The sequence below is a fragment of the Thalassospira sp. MCCC 1A02898 genome (assembly GCF_001618185.1).
In the GTDB taxonomy this organism is placed as follows: Bacteria; Pseudomonadota; Alphaproteobacteria; order Rhodospirillales; family Thalassospiraceae; genus Thalassospira; species Thalassospira tepidiphila.
In genome coordinates this window covers 375509-397021 of record NZ_LPXK01000013.1, presented here as the reverse complement: position 1 = coordinate 397021, position 21513 = coordinate 375509, and the positions used below count along the sequence as shown (strand labels likewise).

Genomic DNA, 21513 nt, shown 5'->3' with positions numbered 1-21513 from the left:
AAACCGATTGCGCGATGCATGGCAGCATCCCGAAGATATTAAAGTACAGGATTTGATATGGTTACGATTTACGGCATCAAGAACTGCGACACTGTCCGCAAAACCCTGAAATGGTTTGAGGCCAAGGGTATTGAAAACAAACTCCATGATTTTCGTGCTGACGGTATTGACGCCAAGACCATCGAAGGCTGGCTTGATGAGGTCGGGGGTAAGGTTTTGATCAACAAGCGCGGGCCGAGTTATCGCAACCTGAGTGACGACGACAAAGCGAAATTGGAGCAGGGGGGTGCCGCTGCGGCCGCGGTGCTTGCCGCCAATCCGACCGTGATCAAACGCCCGGTTGTTGATTTCGGATCGACCCGGACGGTCGCCTATGATGAGGAACGCTGGTCTGATCTGGCCGGTTTGTAAGGGGGCGGAAATGGCAAAGCCGGTCGTTCGGGGAGTGATCTTTGATTGTGATGGTGTTTTGGTTGATACCGAAACGCTTGCGTGTCGCGTGTTGACAGAGCAGCTTTGTGATTATGGCTGCGACATGGATATGGCGAAGACCCATGATCTTTTCATTGGTGGCACATTGGCAATGGTCCCGCCAAAAATGGAACAGATGTTTGGCATCACATTGCCAGAAGACTGGCTGTCTGAATGCTACGAACGCACGTTTACGGCCTTTCGCAACGATCTGACGCCGTTCGCACATCTTGATCCGGTGCTTGATCTGCTGGAAGAAAACAACATTCCCATTGCGATTGGCAGCAACGGTCCACATGCCAAGATGGATGTGTCGCTCGCCAAGGTTGGCTTGAAGGAACGTTTTGAAGGGCGGGTTTGCTCGGCACATGATGTCGAAAACCCTAAGCCGCATCCGGATGTCTTTTTACTGGCCGCACAGAAAATCGGTGTCGATATCGAGGAATGCATTGTTGTCGATGACAGCCAGAATGGCGTACGCGCAGGCGTTGCATCCGGTGCGACGACCATCGGTCTTGTCGATATTACGCCGGCCAACTACCTTCTTGACGCTGGTGCGCACCATATTGCGACCGACCATCGCGACCTTTATCGCCTGTTGGCCGATTGGATGTCTGCTGTCTAGCTGGTACTCATAGCATCCACCAAAAAAGAACGGGCAGCGCCGTGTTGGGGCTGCCCGTTCTTTTGTTTACGCAGGATGTCTTTATTCACCAACCACAATGCCTTCGCGGCGGGAATCAGCCCCACCAATCAGGCCGTTTTCGGTGATCATAATGGCGTGAATGCCGGAATTAAGGTCGCGAATGCTGGTCTCAAAGCCCATGCCTTCCAGTACCGGGGCCAAGTTTTCGGCATTGGTTCCGGCCTCAAGGTCAAAGGTGCCGAACCGGTTGACCAGATGGGGCATGTCGATGGCGTCCTTGGGCGACATGTTCCAATCAATCATCCCGATAAGCGACTGTGCGACATAGCCAATGATGCGCGATCCACCTGGTGAACCCGTGACAATTACCGGCTTGTCGTCTTTCATCACGATGGTGGGCGCCATCGATGAACGCGGGCGTTTGCCCGGTGCCAAGGCGTTGGCAATCGGGACGCCATCGGAATGGGTCTTGAACGAGAAATCGGTCAGCTCGTTATTGAGCATAAAGCCGTTCACCATCAGGCGTGAACCAAAGCCGTTTTCAATGGTGGTCGTCATCGAAACCGCATTGCCATAGATATCAACGATCGAGAAATGGCTGGTGCTTGGCAGTTCAATCGCTTCATCGTCGGCCAATTTCATGGCGTGGCTAAAGCTCGGCATTCCGGGTTCGACGGATTGAAGTGCGGTATCCCGATCAAGCAGTTTGGATCGTTCCGTCAGATAGGTTTTATCGAGCAATCCGGTCAATGGCATCGGGACAAAGTCAATATCGGCCATGTAGCGCCCGCGATCAGCAAATGCCAAACGCGATGCATCGCCGATCAAACGCCAGCTTTGTGCAGAATAAGGGCCCATCGCGCCGATGTCATAAGGTTCAAGTAGTCCAAGGATCTGTCCAACCGTCAGCGCCCCCGAAGAAGGCGGTCCCATGCCGCACACATCATGATCGCGATACTCGATACAGACGGCCGCGCGTTCCTTGACCCGATAGTTGGCAAAATCGGCAAGTGACAGGACGCCGGGGTTCCAACTGGCACCCTTGACCTTGTCGACAATGTCCTGGGCGATCTGACCCTGATAGAAGTTCACGGTTCCATTAGTCGCCAGATCTTGCAGGGTCTTGACATATTTCGGATTGCGAAGAATTGTGCCAGCCTTAAGTGAGGCACCATCCTTGTCAAAGAAATAGCCCTTTGCCTCGGGATCGCGTGAGAGTTTTTCCTGATCATCGGCGATCAAGGCAGCAAGACGTGGAGAAACTTCAAAGCCCGTTGTGGCAACATCAATTGCCGGATCAAGCAGGCTATTCCAAGGAAGTTGACCCCACTTTTCGTGTGCAGCCTTCATCAGGGCAGGGGTGCCGGGCGTCCCAACCGATCTGCCGCCAACAACCGCATCATAAAACTTAAGCGGTTCGCCGTTTTCATCCTGGAATAGCGTCGGCGTTGCGTTCAGAGGCGCGGTTTCGCGGCCATCAAGCGTGGTCAGTTTTCCGGTCGCGGCATCAAAGTAAACCAGAAATGCGCCGCCCCCAAGCCCGGACGATTGCGGTTCGACAAGGCCAAGCATCGTCTGAATGGTGACCATCGCATCAATGGCGTTGCCACCAGATCGCAAGATATTAGCACCTGCCTCGACTGCCAGCGGGTTGGCAGCACTGATCATCCAGTTACTGGCAGTGGCGGCCTTGCGCATTTCGGACGAGGAACCGGCCGCGCTTGCCTCAGGCGCAACGGCGTCTGTTGTTTGCTGGGCAATAGCACTTTGACCAAGGCAGACGTATAAGCCCGCGGCAATAAGGGTTGTCAGAAGCCGTGGGCGAAGTTTGACTGTTTCGAAAGATACAGGAGCGTTAAGGGGCATGTTCCAGACCTTTTATTTTGTTTGGCAGGGTATTTCGTTTGTCGGGGCGCTCAAAAGCAAACACCCGCATCGTGGCAGATGCGGGTGCAAATGTGCAGTAAAAATCCAGTGTAGGTTGCCTAGGCCGCTGTCTTGTTGCCTTTGCTGCGCTGTTGGCTGACGAGCTTGACCTGCAGCCATTCCAGTATGGTTTCGGCGACCTTTTCCCAGTTTTTATCGAGCATCATCGCGTGGTGGATGTCGTCAATCAGGGCGTAATCCGCGCCATAGCGCTTGGCGGTGTGGTGGATCAGCTCGCTCTGGATGATTTCATCGTCGCGTGCGCCCATGACCAGCATGGCTGGCGCTTCATCCTTTGTCAGGAAGATCGGGTTGGCGCCCATCATGTCCGTAATCGCCCGCTGGCTTTCTGTTTCGAGCCGTCCGAAATAGATCATGCCTTCATCTTCGGCGATATCAGGCGACAGCATCGCGCGCCCCAGGCGTTCACGAAGCAGGGTATGGGGGCCAATGGCCTGAAGCCAGAACATATGGAAAAACAGATCGGGCTGGGCCATCGCCATCATCGCATTGCTGGCAATCAGACCTTCTGGCGGGACTGAGGCCATCAGAACAGCGGCTTCGGCACTGTGGCGTTCGAGATATTTCTGAATGACATAGCCGCCCATCGAATGACCAATCAGCACCGGCTTCTTGCCAAGGGTCTCGACAACCTCTTCAAGGTCTTCGACGTAATCGTCAATGGAGGCCAGGCTGCGCAGTTCGCGACCGCCACTTCCGCCATGGCCGCGCAAGGAAAACGCCACGGTCTCAAAGCCGCGATCTGCAAACCAGGTCAGGAAATGTTCGTTCCAGCACCACGCCCCGGTATAGGCGCCATGTACAAACACCAATGGATGTTTACTTTTGGGTTTGCCGGTCGGGCTGCGACGGAAAATCTCCAATTCGGGACTCATGGCCTGCCTCCTCGCGATGCGGGATCGATGCAAATATATGCCTTGATTAAAAAGAACTCGATTATGTTCGCACATGCAGCATAATCTTGTCCAATCACATGTGGGAGTCCGACTTTGGTTTGGCAATGATTGTCAGTCTGAAGTTGTTTGCTTATGATTGCGTCCGGGACAGCAAAAGATGTGAGGGAATGCAGGGGATCTGTGCTCCGGACACAAACAACACCGTAGTGAGAAGCTTGGGGGATATGGTTAAATTATCAGTGGTCGGCATTTTCGCGGATCTCGATGAGAGCGCGATTGCAGACGTCGAACGCCACGTCAACCGAAAGACGTTTGCGGCCGGGACGCAAATTATCGAACCGGAATCAGATAGTTCGGACGTTTACCTGATTTTGTCCGGGCGGGTACGGATCGTTAATTACTCGCTTTCGGGGCGTGAAATCACCCTTGAGGAAATCGGGGCAGGCGGCTGTGTTGGGCAACTCTCGGCCATTGACGGGCAGCCGCGTTCGGCCTGTGTGATTGCGGTTGATGATACCAGTGTCGGTATTTTAAGCCCGGCAAACTTTGAAAAGGTCGTCAAAAATCACCCGTCAGTTGCCTGGAACGTGATCAGCGAACTGGCCAGAATTGTTCGGAACTCGACCCGAAGAATTGTTGACGTCAGCACACTTGGCGCCAACGAACGTGTCGTGGCGGAAATTTTGCGCCGTGCCAACAATGTTTGTGACGATAACGGTTCGGCACTTTTGTCACCCGTTCCGGTTCATTCCGAGGTCGCCGGGCGGGTCAGCACATCGCGGGAAACCGTTGCACGGGTCATGAGTACGCTTGGCCGTCGCCAACTGGTGACAAAGGTTGAGACCGGTCTCTTTGTCCCGGATGTGCGCCGACTTGAAGAATTCCTAAGTGAGTCAATTCATTAGGTCGTATTTGTATGATTTTTTTTGTCTTCATGTGACGACTGTCACAGAGAAGAGGATGATCGACAGGTAAAGGTATTGGTGTGGCGGACATTTAAATGTTCCGGCACATCTCCCCCAAGAGAGTTACTGGCCGTACACTTGTTGTACGGCCATTTTTTTGCGTTTTCGCATGGCGGACGGATTTGTTGATGTCTAATCTGTTCCAAACAATACCACTTCTTTTTAAGGGAACCTCTGATGCGTATTTCTGTGGTTATGGCCGGACTGAATGGTGCGATGGCGGTTGCGTTGGGGGCATTTGCCGCCCATGGCATGGCTGGAAGCGAAATGGATTATGCACGCGGCCTGGTCGAGAAGGGCGCGCATTATCAGCTCGTGCATGCTGTTGCCCTGGCCGCGATTGCAGGCCTGGTTCATCATGTGCCCGATGAGAAGTTCCTGCGCATTGCCGCCTATGCAATGCTTGTCGGGATCGTGTTCTTCTGCGGGTCTTTGTACGCCATTGCCTTTGGCGGCATTTCTGCGTTTGGTGCAGTGGCGCCGATTGGCGGCTTTGCCTTTATTGGGGGCTGGTTGCTGCTTGCGGCGGCCGGATACAGACGCTTTGGCTGATATCGCAGCAACGTGGCATTTGACCTGAAACAGGCAAGTGCAAACAAAAAAAGACGTGTCCCGAAGGACACGTCTTTTTTAAATCTTTGCAATCGAGTTCCGAAGAACCAGATTACTTCATTTTCGCTTCTTTGAACACGACGTGCTTACGCACGACCGGGTCGTACTTGCGAAACTGGAATTTCTCGGTGGTATTCCGCGGGTTCTTCTTAACAACATAGAAGTAACCGGTGTCTGCGGTGCTTACCAACTTTACGAGGATCGAAGCGGGCTTCGCCATGTCTCTGCATCCTGTGTTCAGGTGTATCTCAGGCGGCGGAACATAAAGGTTATCGGCAGAGTGTCAAGCCATTTTGGAAAAAAGAATGTAATTTTATTGGCTGGCAAAAGTATCGGCGATTTCCTGTTGTCCGACATAGGCCAGATTCTTGTATTCACGGTTATTTTTCAGAAGCTCAAGTGCAACTTCGACATCAAATATTTCGCCATTTGTACTGGCCGGACAAACGCTGCGCAGTTCACGGCGGCTCTTTTCGTCCTGATAGTCCAGCTTACGCCATTTCATCATCACCGAGGCGGTCTCATCACGCTGTGACAAGGCGTTCGCCACCTTGTGAATAGCGGTGCTACCTGTGCCCGATTTCGTGCAGATGGCCGGGAAAAGACCGATTCTGTCAAAGGTGTATCCAGAAGGGGCTGTCATGCGCGACCAGGTAAAGGTCAATGTGCCATGGTTGGGCAGATCATTGATTGCCTGAACGGAACCCTTGCCAAAGCTTGTGGACCCGATCAGCACGGCACGATGACGATCCTGCAGCGCTGCAGCAACCAGTTCGGCAGAAGAGGCCGTGCGCCCGTCAATAAGGACAACCAGCGGCGCGCCATTGGTCAAATCGCCGGTTTCAGCCTTGAATATGTGACGTGCGGCTGTGACACGCGAAAATGTCTTTCCGATCGGACCATCGGCCAGAAACAGGTCAGCCACCGCAACGCCCTGTTGCAGAAGTCCGCCACGGTTTCCACGAAGGTCGAGAATAACACCGTTAAGGCCACCATCATAAAGTTTCGCCTTCATGATGCTGTCGGCAAGCATCGACGCGGTTGCCGAGTTGAAGCTGCTGACACGCGCAATCAGGATATTGTCACGGACATCATCGAATACTGTGCGGTCAATCACCCGTTCACGCAGTATCTCCATGGGGGTGATGGCGTTGCTTTTGGCTGCATTCACCTCAAGCAGGACAGATGTTCCTTCTTCGCCATGCAGCAAGTCGGCAGCATAGCGACTGGCTTTGCCATACATGTCCTCGCCATTGACCGTCAGGATCTGGTCGCCGGGATGCAGTCCAGCACGCGCGGCCGGGCTTTCCGCATGAACAAGTTTGACAACGGGGTAGCCACTTCCGCCAACGACACGAACGCCGATGCCAATATAGCCGTCACGACGGTTGCGCGCATTTTCTGCACGTACCGGCCCCTCATAGCGGCTATAGCGGTCCAGATTGCGGATTGCGCCACTGATCAGGGCAGACTCGATGTCTTTGGTGTCCGTGTTGCGCAGTTTGGCCGAATGTGCCCGGTATCTTGCCAATCCGGTTAGCGTGATTTCGGACCAGATCTGGAGGTTATCGTGATCCGCCATGCCGTCGGATGACGCCGGGAGGGCAATCTTGCCGACCGTCCGGTCATAATATTGCAAGACCAGATCAGTCGGGGTGATGTCGACGCGAATGTCTTCGTCAATCGATGAGAGCCCATCAAGGGTGCTCACCAGGATCTGTTCACGGCTTATCGGATCGATATAGCGTGTTGCGACAAGTTCGATTGTTTGAGAAATCAGTTCGCGCGTTTGTGGATCATCAGGGGAGGTCACAGCCATCCGGTCTGAAGTGGCACAGGCAGCCTGCAATACACACAACCCGACGGCAACACAGATGCGCCGCAAACGTCGCACTCCTGCGCCGGGATTGTCATATGTATTCTGTGCTACGCGAAGTGCGACCAATTAAACAATCCGGTTAATTCAGGCGAGATAACCTACGCATTCTACTGGAAAAATTGGCATTCTGCCAACGACTATCCTTTGATGCGCATGGCCCATTGAGTGCCAAGAACAGCCCCTTTGATAAAGGGCAGAAAGCCAAGGCATAATGCGACGGTGGCCGGAAGCCAGATCGAAAGTTGCAACGCCATCGACGGACTGAAATTCTGTTCCATCGCCAAGGCACCCGGAACCACGATGTGTCCGACCAGAAAGATCGTGAAGTAGGGCGGGGCATCATCACAACGATATTCACCGATCGGGTGATTGCAAACATCACACTCGGAACGAAGCTTCAGATAGCCGCCGAAAGCAAAACCGTGGCCACAATTCGGGCATTTGCGGCGAAATCCGCGACGCAAACCGGTCATCAGTCGACCGCTGCTTTGGTTGCTGTTGGTGGCATTTGTTTCGGGAGAAATATCGTGTGGGGCATTCATATATAAAATTAACTCCTGTCATATCTCAGCGCCCTCTTGATCCGTGTGGCGAAAACAGGCATTGAGACTGTACGCCATCATCATGATGTTCGGTTGCGCAAGCAAGTAAAATCGGCCCTGCCTATTCACCTCAGGGGCGTATATAGGGTCACATTTGCTTGATCGAACAGTTGCCAAGGGAGTGCCCAGTGGGAAGTGCAGACGCAGTCATTGCCGGTCTGAAACAGGACTTCATCGAGGACACCATCGAACGCATTGATCGTATTGAAACCACGATTGATCGCGTTGCTGGCGGAATGGACGAAGCCGGACCGGGAATTGCCGAACTGCGGCGCGAGGCGCACACTGTCAAAGGACTTGCCGGATCATTCGGCTTCCCGCTGGTGGGCGCGATTGCGCATCGGCTTGAAGATTATATTGCCGAACTGAGCGAAATTGATGATCTCGAAGCGGCATCGCTTGTGGATTTCACCAGTTGGATCCGCGAGATCATTGAAAGTGGCACCAATCCACAGGCCGAAGAAGAAACCCGTATTCTGCGTTCCCTACCAACCCGCAGTGCCAAAGCCGATGAGCAAGACGATGCGTCCGAAGTTGCGGTTGCGCAGGATAAGGAAGTCCTTATTGTCACCGCGACCGCTGTGCAGGGGCACTTTTTGCAGCGTGCACTGCGTGAAAAGGGTTTTCGCACCATTACGGCCCGTTCGGCCGTCGAGGCGTTCGAAACGGTGGTTCAATCGCGCCCGGATGCCGTCATTACCGCGGCTGTCCTTGATGGGCTCAGCGGAATCGAACTGATCCGGGCCCTGGCAGCGATGAAAACCCTGTCAGACAAAAAGCTTGGTCTGCTGACCAGTTTCGATGCGTCGCATCCCGATCTTGAAGGCCTGCCTGAAAATGTTGCGATCATCAGCAACAAGGGTAAACAAACCGCAGAGCACCTTGCGAAATTCATCGAAACCATGCTCTGAGATTTTTGTGGATCGTTAGCATCGCAAAGAAAAAGGCGGCCATATCGGCCGCCTTTTGTTGTTTGTGTTGGCAGTTCGGTCTTAATCCGAATTCGGGCCCTGTTTGGGGGCGTTGCGCGCCGCCCGGTTGGATGCGACCAGCTTGCGCTGCTTTTTCGGTGTGGTCTTTTTCTTTGCCGCTGCTTTCTTGCCTTTGGACTTGGTCGCAGACGATCCAGCCGGACCATTTGCGTCCCGCGGACCGGATCGGAAACCGGGCTTGCTGCCATGGCGATGGCTGCGATCGCCGGGGCTTCCACGGCGTTTGCCTGCACCACGACGTCCACGTGGCCGTTCAACCAGATCGCGGGCGGTAATGTCTGCGTGTTCTGCCAGTCGCAATGCCAATGATCCGGTGGCCGCATCCGCATCGGCGATCCTGACGACAACCGTATCACCCAGCTGGAACTTCTTGCCGCGATTTTGCCCGACAAGTGCGTGGCTTGCTGCGTCATGGACGTAATAGTCATCGGGCAGGGTAGATATCGGAACCAACCCGTCTGCGCCAGTTTCGTTCAATGAAACAAACAGGCCAAAGTGGGTGACGCCAGAAATCTTGCCGGGGAACTCCGCCCCGACCTTGTCAGACATATAGGTTGCGACATAACGGTCAACCGCATCGCGTTCGGCCATGGCCGCCCGTCGTTCGGTGCCCGAGATGTCCTCGCCAATTTGTTCAAACCGTTCGCCTTCTTCGGGCGTCAAACCGCCTTCACCGAGTTTAAGGCCCGCGATCAAAGCACGATGGACCAGAAGGTCGGCATAACGCCGGATCGGGGAGGTGAAGTGGGCATACCGTTTCAGTGCAAGGCCGAAGTGCCCGATATTGTCGGGGCTGTACATGGCCTGTGACTGACTGCGCAGCACGACCGTGTTGATCAGCTCAGACTCTGGCGTGTCCTTGGCGAGTTCAAGAATGCGGTTGAAATCACGCGGTTTCAGAACCGATGCCTTGTTCAGCTTATAGCCAGCGCCTTCAAGGAATTCGTGCAGCGCTTCAAGCTTTTCCTCGCTCGGTGCATCGTGGATACGATACATGCAGGGCTGCTTGATCCGTTCAAGTTCCTCAGCAGCACAGACATTGGCTGCGATCATGAATTCTTCGATCAGCTTGTGACTGTCAAACCGTGCACGCGGTGCAATGGCGACGATCTGTCCGCTGTCATTCAGCTCGATCTTGCGTTCGGGCACATCAAGCTCGAGCACGCCACGTTTCTTGCGCGCTTCCAAAAATGCGTTGAAAGCGCCGTACAGCGGCTTGATGATGGTATCAACCAGTGGACCGGTGGTGTCGTCTGGCTGGCCATCCATGGCGCGCTGAACCTGATCATAGGTCAGACGGGCTGCCGACTTCATCATCCCGCGGCAGAACTTGTGACGCAGTTTGTGGCCGTGTTTATCCAGCCACATTTCGACCGCCATGCAGCCGCGATCTTCATGTGGGACAAGCGAACACCAGCCGTTCGAAAGCTCAAACGGCAACATCGGCACCACACGATCCGGGAAATAGCAGCTATTGCCGCGTTTGACCGCTTCGCGATCAAGTGCATCGCCCGGACGCACATACCAGGACACATCAGCGATCGCGACCATGATGTGCCAGCCGCCTTCATTGGCGGGATCGGGGTCGGCTTCGGCCCAGACGGCATCGTCAAAGTCACGCGCATCGGCACCATCAATGGTGACCAGCGGGATGTCGCGCAGATCAGTGCGTTTACCCAGTGGTGTGGCCTTGGACTCGCGTGCCTGAAGTTCGACTTCCGGCGGGAATTCAAACGGAATGCCGCGCGCATGGATCGATACAAGGCTGATGGATTTGGGTTCATTGATATTGCCAAGAACCTCGGTAATCCGGCCTTTGCGCAGACCAAAATGTTTGCCCGGCAAAATTTCGGTCAGAACCAGTGCGCCGCTTTCAAGATCAGGATGATCATCAAGCGGGACCGCAATCTCGCCGCTATCCTTGCGATCTGTGGGCACAACGCGGCCTTCGCGTTCATTGGGGCGATAAAGTCCCAAGACGCGCTGTGGGCCGCTTCCAAGGACCCGCATGATGCTGGCTTCGTAGGTATGCTTGCCGGTATAGCGCAGCTTGGCCAGGATCTTGTCACCAATGCCTGGCGCGCTTGGGCCGCCGCGACGAATTGATTTCACAACAATCAGCGGCGGTTCGTATTCGTGTTTCCAGACATTCGGTTTGGCCAGAACTTCGCCGTCGTCATCAACGCCGGTGATTTCCAGAACTTCAACCGGGGGCAGGCGATCGGGTTTGTCAAAACGTCGGCGGCCCTTGACGACGTCGCCGCCAATCTTCAGGTCTTTCAGGATCTTTTTGAGTTCGATCTTGGCTGCGCCCTTAATGTTGAAGGCGCGCGCAATTTCACGCTTCCCAACCGGTGTCGGGCTCATATCGATGAATTCGATAATCTCTTCCTTGGTGGGGAAGTGTTTTTTGTCTTCTGTATCGTTCGCCAACGTTGCGGCGTCCTTTCATAGGTATTCCAGAGAAAAGGAAGGCGGCGATTAATTCGCCGCCGCCTTTTTCGTGGTTGTCTTCTTCGCTGCGGGCTTCTTTGCAGCCGTTTTCTTTTTCGCAGGGGCTTTTTTCTTCGCCGTTGCGGATTTGGTTGCCGTTTTCTTGGTCGCGGCCTTGGTCGTTTTGCCCGACTTGGCTTCCTTTTCCTTGATGGCCTTGATGGCCATTTCAAGGGTTATGTCATCACGTTCTACATCGCGGATATTGGCGATGGTTTTCTTGTGCTTAACAAACGGTCCCCAGCGGCCGACGGCGACAAAGATCGGTTCACCATCATCGGGATGCTTGCCGATTTCCGTGCCGGACTTTTCACGCTTATCCGCGATCAGGGTGATCGCCCGGTTTTCACCAATCGTCAGAACATCATCGTCGGCCTTCAGCGAGGCAAAAATGCTACCTGCCTGCACGTATGGGCCGAAACGACCGATATTGGCCTTCATTTCCTCGCCAGTATCGGGATAAATTCCGACAACACGTGGCAGGGTCAGAAGTTCTTCGGCCTTGGTCAGGTCAACAACAGATGGCTCCAATCCCTTGGGCAGGGATGTGCGTTTTGGTTTGACCTTTTTCGGCTTACCGTTCTTGCCTTCGACTTCCTCTTCCTCGCCAAGCTGGACGTAAACGCCATACGGGCCTTTGCGAAGGGTGATTTCTTTGCCGGTTTCCTTGTCAATGCCAAGGACTTTGGGGCCAGAATCAAGTTCGGATTCGGAGCCGTTTTCATTGGCAACGAGCGGCCGGGTATAATTGCATTCCGGATAGTTCGAACAACCAAGGAAGGCGCCAAACTTGCCAAGCTTGAGGCTCAGCGTTCCATCCGTGCATTTCGGGCATTTATGCGGGTCTGTTCCGTCTTCTCGCGGCGGGAAGAGGTAGTTCTCCAGCATCACCTGAAGGGCATCAAGGACGTCAGTGATCTTGAGTTCCTTGGCCTCGTCGACATTGCCTTTGAACGACTTCCAGAAATCCTTGAGAACGTCTTTCCATTCCAGCTTGCCCATGGAAACTTCATCAAGCTGGTTTTCCAGATCGGCCGTGAAGTTGTACTGCACATAGCGTTCAAAGAATTTCGACAGGAAGGCGGTTACCAGACGGCCACGATCCTGTGCGACGAAACGGCGACGTTCCAGCAACACATAGTTTCGGTCCTGAAGAACCGAAATGATCGACGCATAGGTCGACGGACGGCCAATACCGAGTTCTTCCATCTTCTTGACCAGGCTCGCCTCGGTATAGCGGGGCGGGGGCTGGGTGAAGTGCTGATCAATGCTGACTTTGCCAAGGTCAGGCTTTTGGCCCTCTTTCAGCGGCGGTAGGCGACGATCATTTTCGTCTTCGGCCTCGTCATCCTTGCCTTCCTGATAAAGTTTCAGGAAGCCGTCAAACTTCACAACAGAACCATTTGCACGCAGAACCACGTGATTGTCATTCGATGACAGATCAACTGCGACTTGATCGAAACGGGCATCTTCCATCTGACAGGCGACGGTACGTTTCCAGATCAGGGTGTAAAGCGCCAACTGGTCCTTATCAAGGTGACGCGAAACCTGTTCGGGACGACGGAACAGATCGGTCGGGCGGACAGCTTCGTGGGCTTCCTGTGCGTTCTTGGCCTTGTTGGCAAAGCTACGCGCGCTGGCCGGAAGGTATTGATCGCCATAATCCTTGCCAATCAGGCGGCGTGCGGCGGCGAGTGCTTCCTGTGACAGGACCACAGCATCGGTACGCATGTAGGTGATCAGACCAACCGTTTCGCCGCCAATATCGACACCTTCATAAAGGCGCTGGGCAAGCTGCATGGTGCGTTTCGCGCCAAAGCCCAGCTTACGCGATGCTTCCTGCTGCAGTGTCGATGTGGTGAAGGGGGGCTGCGGACGCCGTTTGACGTCTTTGCGCTCGACCTTTGAAACGGTGTAGCTGCGGCTTTCGACCTTTTCCTTGGCGATCTTGGCGGCACTTTCATCACCAAGTGCCAGCTTATCAAGCTTTTCCCCGTTCAGATGGGTCAGACGTGCGGAAAACTTGCCCTCGGGAACGGCAAAGCCAGCTTCAAGTGACCAATATTCGTCGGGTTTGAAGGCTTCAATCTCGATCTCGCGTTCGCAAATCAGGCGGAGCGCAACCGATTGCACGCGGCCAGCCGAACGCGAACCGGGCAATTTGCGCCACAGAACCGGCGACAGGTTAAAGCCGACGAGATAATCAAGCGCACGGCGCGCCAGATAGGCATCCACCAGTTCCTGATTAAGTTCGCGCGGATTGGCGATGGCTTCGGTGACAGCTTTCTTGGTGATCTCGTGAAACACGACGCGATGGACATCGCGACCGCGGAGCAGCTTTTTCTGCTCGAGAACTTCAAGAATATGCCAGGAAATGGCTTCACCTTCGCGATCCGGGTCAGTCGCGAGGTAGATGGTGTCAGAGTCACGTGCCGCCGAAGCAATTTCCTTGATCTGCTTTTCGGAACGGCCATCGGTTTCCCAGACCATTGCAAAATCATTGTCGGTATCGACCGAACCATCCTTGGACGGCAGATCGCGGATATGACCAAACGAGGCCAGTACCTTATAATCGTCGCCGAGATATTTATTGATCGTCTTGGCTTTGGCCGGGGATTCGACGATGACAAGATTCATTACGTTTTTCGTGTCCGGTTCTTGCGCCCGAAGGCGGTCATTATGCTGTGTGGTCCGTAACCTGAAAGTCTGCACACATATATTATAGTGTGTCGCTGTTTTTCAGATCAAATTGCGCAAATTGCGGCAAATCACAACAATATTTGTCACATCCATATCCGACGCGACTCTCATTTGGCGATACGCGATACCCTATTTCCGGGGTGACGTTCAACCCTTCCTGCAAGTTCGAGCTCAATCAAAATTGTCGAAACCTGCTCGGCGGGCAAGTCAGACGTCCGAATGAGCTCATCAATCAGAAGGGGGCTGGGAGATAGCAAATCAAAGATTTCTTCCATCTCATTGACGGAGTCTTCGTTGGTGTCGGTCTCGTTAGAAAGTTCTTCTAATTCAATTGATTGCCCGGTTTTCTTTTCACCAAGAATGACCGCATCTTTTTCCAGTGATGCCGTTATCTCGTGATATGCCTCGGCTGAGGTGTCAGGGATTGCGTCGCGCGCGTCTGTGTTGAAGGTGTGATTTTGTTCAAACAGATGACTGTTTTGCTCGGCAGTTCGAAGGGCATCCAGAATTACGTCGGCAGAGTCGCACAAGATTGCACCATCACGGATCAAGCTGTTCGGACCTGCTGCGCGCGGATCGGTCGGGGAGCCCGGAACGGCAAAAACATCACGGCCCTGTTCGGCGGCAAAGCGGGCGGTGATAAGCGATCCGGAATTCCGCCCGGCCTCAATGACAACCGTTCCCAAAGACAGTCCGGAAATGATGCGGTTGCGACGGGGAAAGTGCCTTGCCTGTGGTTGGAGGCCGGGAGGCATTTCCGAAACCACACACCCCTGTTCGCAGAGTTGCGCATAAAGGTCTTGATGTTCGCGGGGATAAACGACATCCACACCGCCACCCAGAACAGCAATCGTACCGCCGCCTGCATCATGTTTGCATTGCAATGCCGCCGCATGGGCTGCGCCATCAATGCCGCGCGCCATACCTGACACAACGACATAGCCCGCATTTACGAGCTCATGACTGATTTTACGGGCAAATCCGCATCCCGTTGCCGAAGCATTGCGCGCACCAACGATCCCGATGGCAGATTTTCCAAGAAGCTCAATCCGTCCGATGGCATAAAAATAGGGCGGGGCATCATCAATCCGCGCCAGAAGGGCCGGATATTCCGGGTCGCCAAAAATGATCGGTCGGGCGCGCGATGCCTTTGCGGCCTCAATTTCCGCAACCGTTTCGTCGCGACTGGCAATCTTGATCTTTCGCGTGGTCTTTGCTTGGGCAATTACATCGGGCAGGGCATCAATGGCATTTCGGCCTGAACCAAACCGTTCAAGCAATTTGCGAAAGGTGACCGGTCCGACATTGGTGCTGCGCGCCAGTCGCATGCGTGCCAGACGTTCCGATTGCGATAATCGCGATGGTTGTTGGTTGGGTAAATGCATAACGCCCGGATTGTGGTCATCCGGGCGTTATTTCGTCAAGCTATTCGAAGGGGCGATTTGCGCCTATGAAGCAGGCGTTTCTTCGTCAGCCTGCTTTTTCTTCTGTCCGATCTTGGGTTCCTCACCGCGGATCAGGCGTTTGATATTGGCGTGATGGGCAAGCCAGACAATGACAGCCAGAAACACACCAAACCACCCGGCACCGGGATCATTGGCAATGAAGAACGCCGCCAGCGGGGCCGCGATCATGGCGATGAGTGCCGAAAGCGAAGAAATCCGGAAAATCAGCGCCATAACCAACCATGTCAGCGCAGCGCACAGGCCCATAATCCAGTTGACGGCGGCAAGCGTGCCAAGGGTGGTGGCGACCCCTTTGCCGCCCTTGAACCGCAGCCAAATCGGGAGCATGTGGCCAATAACGGCGGCACCGCCGGCAAAGATGCCTTGCTCCGCACCGTAAAGGTGGGTGAACAGCAGTGCGGCAAAGGCGCCTTTGCCCGCATCGCCGATCAGGGTCAGGAAGGCCAATCCCTTGCGGCCTGTACGCAGAACGTTGGTTGCACCGATATTGCCGGAACCAATCTGGCGGATGTCGCCAAGCCCTGCCATGCGGGTCAGAACCAGACCAAACGGGATAGAGCCCAACAGGTACCCACAGACCGTCGCAACCTGGAGCGACATCAACATTGCCTTATAGGTGGCATCAAGTTCCATTTCAGGCACCTTCCGAGAAGACTTCGCGGCCATCAATCAGGGTGCGCAGAACGCGCCCCTGTGTCAGACGGCCGTCAAACGGTGAATTTTTCGATTTCGAATGGAACTGGTACGGATCAATTTTCCACGGGCGATCCGGATCAAATATTACCAGATCGGCCGCGGTTCCTTCTGCAAGTGTTCCGGCCCCTTTGATGCGCACCAGTTCGGCTGGTGTGCGGGTCAGTTTGGTAATCACATCGAGCAGCGACATATGCCCGTTGTGATAAAGTTCCAACGCCATCGGAAGCAAGGTTTCAAACCCGACAGCACCGGCAGCGGCCTGCGCAAATGGCAGGCGTTTGGAATCAGCATCTTGCGGGTTGTGGTCCGACGCAATGGCGTCAATCGTGCCGTCGGCAAGGCCGGCAACAATCGCCTGACGGTCATCCTCGGAGCGAAGCGGCGGTGACAGCTTGGCAAACGTACGGTAATCTGAAACCGCATTCTCATTCAATGCGAAATAAGGCGGTGCGGTATCGCAGGTGACTTTAAGCCCGCGTTTCTTCGCCTTGCGGATCACTTCCACCGATTCACCGGTCGAAATATGGGCAAAATGCAGTCGCCCGCCAGTCATTTCAACCAGTCGCAAGTCGCGTTCGATCTGAATAACTTCGGCCAGCGGCGAAATACCTGAAAGGCCAAGGCGGGTTGCCAGTTCGCCGCTATTCATCGACGCACCCTTGGAAAGCTCGGGCTCTTCCGGGTGCTGGACGATCATGCCATCAAAGAACGTGGAATAGGACAGGGCCTGGCGCAGCAGGCGCGCACTGGCAATCGTCTTGATTCCGTCGCAAAAGGCAACCGCACCGGCCTGATGAAGCAGGCCCATTTCGGTGATTTCCTGCCCCTCGATGCCCTTGGATACTGCGCCATAGACAAATACCTTGGCCAAGCCAACCTTGCGGGCACGACGGGCAATGAATTCAACACCGGCCACGTCATCAATCACCGGATCGGTGTTGGGTAGGGCTATGATGGTGGTGACGCCGCCGATCGCCGCCGATTTGCCAGCGGTTTCGATGGTTTCCTGATGCTCAAATCCCGGTTCGCGCAATTGGGCGCGCATGTCAACCAGACCCGGTGCCAGGCATGCACCGCCAAGGTCAATGACTTCAAAGCCATCGGGAACGGTGTCTTCGGTGATTTCCGGGCCACTTTTGGCGATGGTGTCATCTTTAATCAGGAGGCCGCCGGTTTCATCGGTTTGTTTGACCGGATCAAGCAGCCTGGCATTGATGAAGGCTTTTTTGCCGGCACCTTTGGCGCGAATGGCGGGGCTCATGCCTGACCTCCGATTTTTCTGTGGTTCTGCACAAGCAATTCAAGCGCCGCCATACGCACGGCGACGCCCATTTCGACTTGTTCGCGGATGACGGAACGTTCAACGTCGTCAGCCACTTCGCTGTCGATCTCGACACCACGGTTCATCGGGCCGGGATGCATGATCAGGGCATCTGGTTTGGCGTTGGCAAGCTTCGCACGGTCAAGCCCGTGGAAATGGAAGTACTCACGCACCGACGGGATGAAGCTGCCTTCCATGCGTTCAAGCTGCAGACGCAACATCATGACGATGTCGCAGTCTTTCAGGCCTTCTTCCATGTTGTGGAAAATCTCGACACCCATCCGGTCGATCTTGGACGGGATCAGGGTTGGCGGGGCGACGAGGCGCACGCGCGATCCCATGGTGTTCAAAAGCAGGATATTGGAACGTGCGACACGCGAATGGGCAATATCGCCACAGATGGCAACATTCAGGCGATGCAGGCGTCCCTTGTGGCGGCGGATGGTTAGCGCATCAAGAAGTGCCTGAGTCGGATGTTCGTGGCGACCGTCGCCTGCATTCAGAACCGCACAATTGACCTTTTCGCTCAGAAGCTTGACCGCGCCACTGTCGCCATGGCGAACAACCAGTGCATCCGGGTTCATGGCATTAAGGGTCATCGCCGTATCAATCAGGGTTTCGCCCTTTTTGACCGAACTGGTGCCGACCGTCATGTTGATAACATCAGCCCCCAGACGTTTGGCAGCCAGTTCAAACGATGTCAGCGTCCGGGTGGAGTTTTCGTAAAACAGATTAACAACTGTCGCGCCGGCCAGAATATTGCTGGTCTTGTCTGCGGAGCGGTTTTTTTCCGCATAGTGCTGGGCGCGGTCCAGAATAAGGGTGATTTCCCCGGGGGTCAGACCCTCGATCCCGAGGAGGTGTGGGTGCGGATAATGATCCGCCGCTGGTCCCATGACGCTCATGGCGTTGCACATTTCCCTTGGATGATCTTTGAAAAATTTCGGGCGGAGCATAACGAATTGCCCCTGTCACGAAAAGTTAAATATTGCCGGTAATACCGATGCAATCGCATCAAATTTCCTGACTGATCGGTCAGGTTTCAGGCGGCGAAGGCCAGGCGATCGGCGATCAGACGACCTGAGTCAAAATGGCGATCACCGGCATGGTGATAATCGCAAGCAGGGTATGAACGGTGATGATGCTGGCCATCATCTGTGCATCGCCCCCCATCAGGCGTGCAAGAACATAGGCACTGGCAGAGCAGGGCAGTGCCGCATAAAGCACCACCGCAGCAAGTTCGATATCGGGCAGTCCCAGCATCAGGCACAGACCGGCTGCAATCGCTGGGCTCAACACCAGTTTTCCAACACTTGAAACCCCGACCGGAAAACCTGCGCGCCGTGCCGCCGAAAGATCAAGCCCGGCACCAACGGCAAGCAGGCCGATGGGCAGGGCCGCGCGTCCAAGCACCTCAAGGAAGGGTCCAATGATCGGCGGTAAGCCAATTCCCAGAACATTAAACAGGCTGCCCAGCACGCATGCCATCAAAAGCGGATTTTTTGCCACATCACGCAGCAATGACAGAACGCCGGGCTTGCGATCATTTTCACCCAGATGGGCACATGCCAAAACGGAAATAACGTTAACTGTCGGCACGACCAATGCGACGCAAAGGGCAGTGACGGTAAGTCCGTGTGTGCCAAGCAAGGCCGCCGCAACGGCAAGCCCGATATAGGTGTTTGGTCGAATGGCGCCTTGCACCAGCGATGAAAATGTTGGTGCCGAAACCTTCAAAACCGGGCGCGCCACAAGGATCAGTGCGGTACAGATCGCAATCGTGCCAAGCATTGCTGTTGCAATCCCCAACAGCGGCAGGCTGCCAAGGTCTGCTTTGGCGGTGTTGGAAAAAAGAAGGGCCGGGAAGGTGATGAAGTAAGTCAGTTTCTCTGCACCCGGCCAAAAACTGTCGGGCAGGAAACGCCGTTCACGCAGCACATACCCGACAACGATCAGGGCAAAGGTCGGCAGAAGTGCTGAGAGAATGGCAAGCATCAGGTGGCTTTCATCACGTAATGAAGAAGAACTTTCAACGTCACCATACTGTTATCACCGATCTGAGCAGGGTGAAATACGCTCGCAATATCTTGTCAGTATAGATGACTAAAATTCAGTTGGTTCGAGTTGTTCTTTGCCGGTGTTTTCCGATGTGATAGTCAGCACATCCAACAGGTTTTGGCGTCGATAGACTGTTTGTTCTGCAAAGTCGTCCAGCTCGCTGAATGTTCAAGGAAAGGGACGCCATGTCACGCGCGATTGATCACATTGTATTATGTGTGAATGATCTTGATGCCGCGATAGCTGTCTATACGCAGCTCGGATTCACAGTGACCCCGCGTGCAGTTCATCCCTTTGGTACCGGTAATGCCCTGATCCAGCTTGACGGCATGTATATCGAACTTCTTGCCGTGATTGATCCGGACAAGATTGCCGAAACGGACCTTGCCCAGCCATTTTCGTTTCCGATCTACAACCGTGACTATCTGCGTCATCGTGAAGGCATGTCGATGCTGGCCCTGCAATCGAGCGATGCCGAGCAGGACAGACAAAAATTTATCGCTGCCGGTGCCGCGGTGCCGCCGGTATTTCACTTTGAGCGCGATGCCAAGACGCCGGACGGTGAAACGGTCGGCGTTGCCTTTTCGTTGGCTTACGCCAACCATCCGCTGTTGCGACATGCAGTGACGTTTGTGTGCCAACATCGTCACCCGGTGCAGAATTTCTATTTCCCTGACTATCAAAGCCATCAGAATGGCGCTGTTGCGATTGGCAAGGTTCTTGTTGATCACTGGGCGGCCGAGGCGGTACGCGACTTCTATGAGGAAATCGGAGTCGACGCGATTGTTGATGCCTTGCATGGCGACGAACTGATTTCACGCTATGGGGTAGAGGACACCGCATTCCCGACAGACGGATTTGCCGGCTTTGAGTTGATTGTCGATGACATCGCGAAAATTACCGATGCAGCCGTCGCAATGGGGGCCGTTGAAAAAGACGGCATGCTTATCATCCCACCTTCAAGGTTCTTCGGGGTGATGATGGTGATCAAAGCCAAATAAAAAGCTGCCTGAATGAACAGGCAGCTTTGATCTTGTTGGTCAGGGCGGGCTGACGATTATCAGTCTTCTTCAGCCTCGATATCGTCATCGTCGGCTTCGGCGTTCTCGCCGGGATCGGTATGGCGGTTCAAATGATCCAGCGCGCCTTGCAAGATATAGGCGGCCGCTGTCTTGTCGACGACTTCAGCGCGGCGTTTGCGGGTCATATCGACTTCTTCAATCAGAATACGCTCAACCGCGTTTGTTGACAGGCGCTCGTCCCACATCAAAACCGGCAGGTCGATATACTTTTCCATTTCGTCGATAAAGGCATAGACGCGATGGCACGCCTTGCCGATCGAACCATCAAGTTCGCGCGGGAAGCCGATGATAATGCCGCCGACATTCTGTTTGTCGATAATCGACGAAAGCTGGGCAATATCGCGTGTGAACTTCTTTCGTGAAATCAGCTCATACGGTGAGGCAATCTGCAGCCCTACATCTGATAGGGCTACGCCAATTGTCTTGGTGCCCAAATCAAGGCCCAATACACGTGCTGCCGGTGGCAAGAACCGCAGCAATTCCTGAGTGTCATTGCAAATCATGGCGACCTTATAGGAGTCTTTTTGCGAAATTGCCAGCGCAAAGCAAATGTATCGTTTTCCGATTTATGGAAGAAACGACGCCGAGTTGAGTGTGTGGGCGCATTTTATTCTAAATGCAGCCAAGAATGGCGGACTTCCTAGCGTAAAAATCTTTCTGAATGATGAGGGGTTGAAGTGCCTCAGC

Annotated in this window: 19 protein-coding genes; 6 read left to right on the top strand and 13 right to left on the bottom strand. The window is 54.4% G+C overall.

The features are described from left to right. Positions 1 to 57 precede the first annotated feature (57 nt). Together AUQ41_RS18555 and AUQ41_RS18550 are read left to right on the top strand one after the other, a co-directional pair. Positions 58 to 411 carry an ArsC/Spx/MgsR family protein gene (locus AUQ41_RS18555; RefSeq protein WP_063089820.1) on the top strand — a complete coding sequence of 118 codons (354 nt, stop codon included), beginning with the start codon at positions 58 to 60 and terminating at the stop codon, positions 409 to 411. A 10-nt stretch (positions 412 to 421) separates the two neighbouring features. Next, entirely contained in the window at positions 422 to 1096 is a 675-nt protein-coding gene (locus tag AUQ41_RS18550) for an HAD family phosphatase (RefSeq protein WP_063089818.1), read from the top strand. Positions 1097 to 1177: 81 nt separating this feature from the next. Here the strand turns inward: AUQ41_RS18550 and ggt are convergent, their stop codons facing one another. Further along, positions 1178 to 2983, bottom strand: a complete 1806-nt coding sequence (gene ggt / locus AUQ41_RS18545) for a gamma-glutamyltransferase (protein WP_063089815.1) — start codon at positions 2981 to 2983, stop codon at positions 1178 to 1180. A gap of 119 nt (positions 2984 to 3102) precedes the next feature. Then, positions 3103 to 3939, bottom strand: coding sequence for an alpha/beta hydrolase (locus AUQ41_RS18540; protein WP_063089812.1), 837 nt, complete (start codon positions 3937 to 3939; stop codon positions 3103 to 3105). Positions 3940 to 4184: 245 nt separating this feature from the next. On the opposite strand from AUQ41_RS18540, the gene AUQ41_RS18535 reads away from it, so the two are divergent. Next, positions 4185 to 4865, top strand: coding sequence for a Crp/Fnr family transcriptional regulator (locus tag AUQ41_RS18535; RefSeq protein ID WP_008890792.1), 681 nt, complete (start codon positions 4185 to 4187; stop codon positions 4863 to 4865). Between the two features lie 237 nt (positions 4866 to 5102). Further along, positions 5103 to 5477 (top strand): DUF423 domain-containing protein, encoded by a 375-nt coding sequence (locus tag AUQ41_RS18530; RefSeq protein ID WP_008890791.1) that lies wholly within the window; start codon positions 5103 to 5105, stop codon positions 5475 to 5477. Positions 5478 to 5589: 112 nt separating this feature from the next. On the opposite strand, the gene rpmG is transcribed toward AUQ41_RS18530, so the two are convergent. The 3 genes from rpmG to AUQ41_RS18515 all read right to left on the bottom strand — a co-directional run bounded on the left by rpmG (position 5590) and on the right by AUQ41_RS18515 (position 7958). Continuing rightward, entirely contained in the window at positions 5590 to 5757 is a 168-nt protein-coding gene (gene rpmG, locus AUQ41_RS18525) for a 50S ribosomal protein L33 (protein ID WP_008890790.1), read from the bottom strand. Between the two features lie 93 nt (positions 5758 to 5850). Beyond that, on the bottom strand, positions 5851 to 7356 hold the full coding sequence (locus tag AUQ41_RS18520; protein WP_063090141.1) for a S41 family peptidase: 1506 nt from the start codon (positions 7354 to 7356) through the stop codon (positions 5851 to 5853). A gap of 197 nt (positions 7357 to 7553) precedes the next feature. Next, entirely contained in the window at positions 7554 to 7958 is a 405-nt protein-coding gene (locus AUQ41_RS18515; protein ID WP_063089811.1) for a DUF983 domain-containing protein, read from the bottom strand. A 188-nt stretch (positions 7959 to 8146) separates the two neighbouring features. On the opposite strand from AUQ41_RS18515, the gene AUQ41_RS18510 reads away from it, so the two are divergent. Further along, complete coding sequence (locus AUQ41_RS18510; RefSeq protein WP_063089808.1) at positions 8147 to 8929, top strand: Hpt domain-containing protein; 783 nt, start codon at positions 8147 to 8149, stop codon at positions 8927 to 8929. An 81-nt stretch (positions 8930 to 9010) separates the two neighbouring features. Here AUQ41_RS18510 and rnr read toward each other — a convergent pair whose 3' ends face one another. From rnr to AUQ41_RS18475, 7 genes are all read right to left on the bottom strand, one after another. After that, the gene (gene rnr / locus AUQ41_RS18505) at positions 9011 to 11443 is read right to left on the bottom strand and encodes a ribonuclease R (RefSeq protein ID WP_083952767.1); all 2433 of its coding nucleotides are present in this window, start codon (positions 11441 to 11443) and stop codon (positions 9011 to 9013) included. A 48-nt stretch (positions 11444 to 11491) separates the two neighbouring features. Continuing rightward, complete coding sequence (topA, locus tag AUQ41_RS18500) at positions 11492 to 14140, bottom strand: type I DNA topoisomerase (protein WP_063089805.1); 2649 nt, start codon at positions 14138 to 14140, stop codon at positions 11492 to 11494. Between the two features lie 170 nt (positions 14141 to 14310). Beyond that, positions 14311 to 15588, bottom strand: a complete 1278-nt coding sequence (gene dprA, locus AUQ41_RS18495) for a DNA-processing protein DprA (protein WP_232308455.1) — start codon at positions 15586 to 15588, stop codon at positions 14311 to 14313. 63 nt (positions 15589 to 15651) lie between these two features. Continuing rightward, positions 15652 to 16302 carry a glycerol-3-phosphate 1-O-acyltransferase PlsY gene (gene plsY / locus AUQ41_RS18490; RefSeq protein ID WP_063089799.1) on the bottom strand — a complete coding sequence of 217 codons (651 nt, stop codon included), beginning with the start codon at positions 16300 to 16302 and terminating at the stop codon, positions 15652 to 15654. 1 nt (position 16303) lies between these two features. Continuing rightward, on the bottom strand, positions 16304 to 17626 hold the full coding sequence (locus tag AUQ41_RS18485; RefSeq protein ID WP_063089796.1) for a dihydroorotase family protein: 1323 nt from the start codon (positions 17624 to 17626) through the stop codon (positions 16304 to 16306). Further along, a complete protein-coding gene (locus tag AUQ41_RS18480) occupies positions 17623 to 18582 on the bottom strand; it encodes an aspartate carbamoyltransferase catalytic subunit (protein WP_086013196.1) in 960 nt (319 codons plus the stop codon). The genes AUQ41_RS18485 and AUQ41_RS18480 overlap by 4 nt, the downstream gene beginning before the upstream one ends. 175 nt (positions 18583 to 18757) lie before the next feature. Next, complete coding sequence (locus AUQ41_RS18475; RefSeq protein WP_063089785.1) at positions 18758 to 19681, bottom strand: AEC family transporter; 924 nt, start codon at positions 19679 to 19681, stop codon at positions 18758 to 18760. Positions 19682 to 19929: 248 nt separating this feature from the next. Between AUQ41_RS18475 and AUQ41_RS18470 the strand changes: the two genes are divergently transcribed. Then, on the top strand, positions 19930 to 20745 hold the full coding sequence (locus tag AUQ41_RS18470; protein ID WP_063089783.1) for a VOC family protein: 816 nt from the start codon (positions 19930 to 19932) through the stop codon (positions 20743 to 20745). A gap of 59 nt (positions 20746 to 20804) precedes the next feature. Here AUQ41_RS18470 and ruvX read toward each other — a convergent pair whose 3' ends face one another. Further along, positions 20805 to 21329 (bottom strand): Holliday junction resolvase RuvX, encoded by a 525-nt coding sequence (gene ruvX / locus AUQ41_RS18465; protein WP_008890778.1) that lies wholly within the window; start codon positions 21327 to 21329, stop codon positions 20805 to 20807. Between the last annotated feature and the right edge of the window lie 184 nt (positions 21330 to 21513).

Coding starts and splice junctions, on each gene's coding strand:
- AUQ41_RS18555 (WP_063089820.1), top strand. CDS start 58: ATGGTTACGATTTACGGCATCAAGAACTGCGACACTGTCCGCAAAACC.
- AUQ41_RS18550 (WP_063089818.1), top strand. CDS start 422: ATGGCAAAGCCGGTCGTTCGGGGAGTGATCTTTGATTGTGATGGTGTT.
- ggt (WP_063089815.1), bottom strand. CDS start 2,983: ATGCCCCTTAACGCTCCTGTATCTTTCGAAACAGTCAAACTTCGCCCA.
- AUQ41_RS18540 (WP_063089812.1), bottom strand. CDS start 3,939: ATGAGTCCCGAATTGGAGATTTTCCGTCGCAGCCCGACCGGCAAACCC.
- AUQ41_RS18535 (WP_008890792.1), top strand. CDS start 4,185: ATGGTTAAATTATCAGTGGTCGGCATTTTCGCGGATCTCGATGAGAGC.
- AUQ41_RS18530 (WP_008890791.1), top strand. CDS start 5,103: ATGCGTATTTCTGTGGTTATGGCCGGACTGAATGGTGCGATGGCGGTT.
- rpmG (WP_008890790.1), bottom strand. CDS start 5,757: ATGGCGAAGCCCGCTTCGATCCTCGTAAAGTTGGTAAGCACCGCAGAC.
- AUQ41_RS18520 (WP_063090141.1), bottom strand. CDS start 7,356: ATGGCTGTGACCTCCCCTGATGATCCACAAACGCGCGAACTGATTTCT.
- AUQ41_RS18515 (WP_063089811.1), bottom strand. CDS start 7,958: ATGAATGCCCCACACGATATTTCTCCCGAAACAAATGCCACCAACAGC.
- topA (WP_063089805.1), bottom strand. CDS start 14,140: ATGAATCTTGTCATCGTCGAATCCCCGGCCAAAGCCAAGACGATCAAT.
- dprA (WP_232308455.1), bottom strand. CDS start 15,588: ATGCATTTACCCAACCAACAACCATCGCGATTATCGCAATCGGAACGT.
- plsY (WP_063089799.1), bottom strand. CDS start 16,302: ATGGAACTTGATGCCACCTATAAGGCAATGTTGATGTCGCTCCAGGTT.
- AUQ41_RS18485 (WP_063089796.1), bottom strand. CDS start 17,626: ATGAGCCCCGCCATTCGCGCCAAAGGTGCCGGCAAAAAAGCCTTCATC.
- AUQ41_RS18480 (WP_086013196.1), bottom strand. CDS start 18,582: ATGGGACCAGCGGCGGATCATTATCCGCACCCACACCTCCTCGGGATC.
- AUQ41_RS18475 (WP_063089785.1), bottom strand. CDS start 19,681: ATGCTTGCCATTCTCTCAGCACTTCTGCCGACCTTTGCCCTGATCGTT.
- AUQ41_RS18470 (WP_063089783.1), top strand. CDS start 19,930: ATGTCACGCGCGATTGATCACATTGTATTATGTGTGAATGATCTTGAT.
- ruvX (WP_008890778.1), bottom strand. CDS start 21,329: ATGATTTGCAATGACACTCAGGAATTGCTGCGGTTCTTGCCACCGGCA.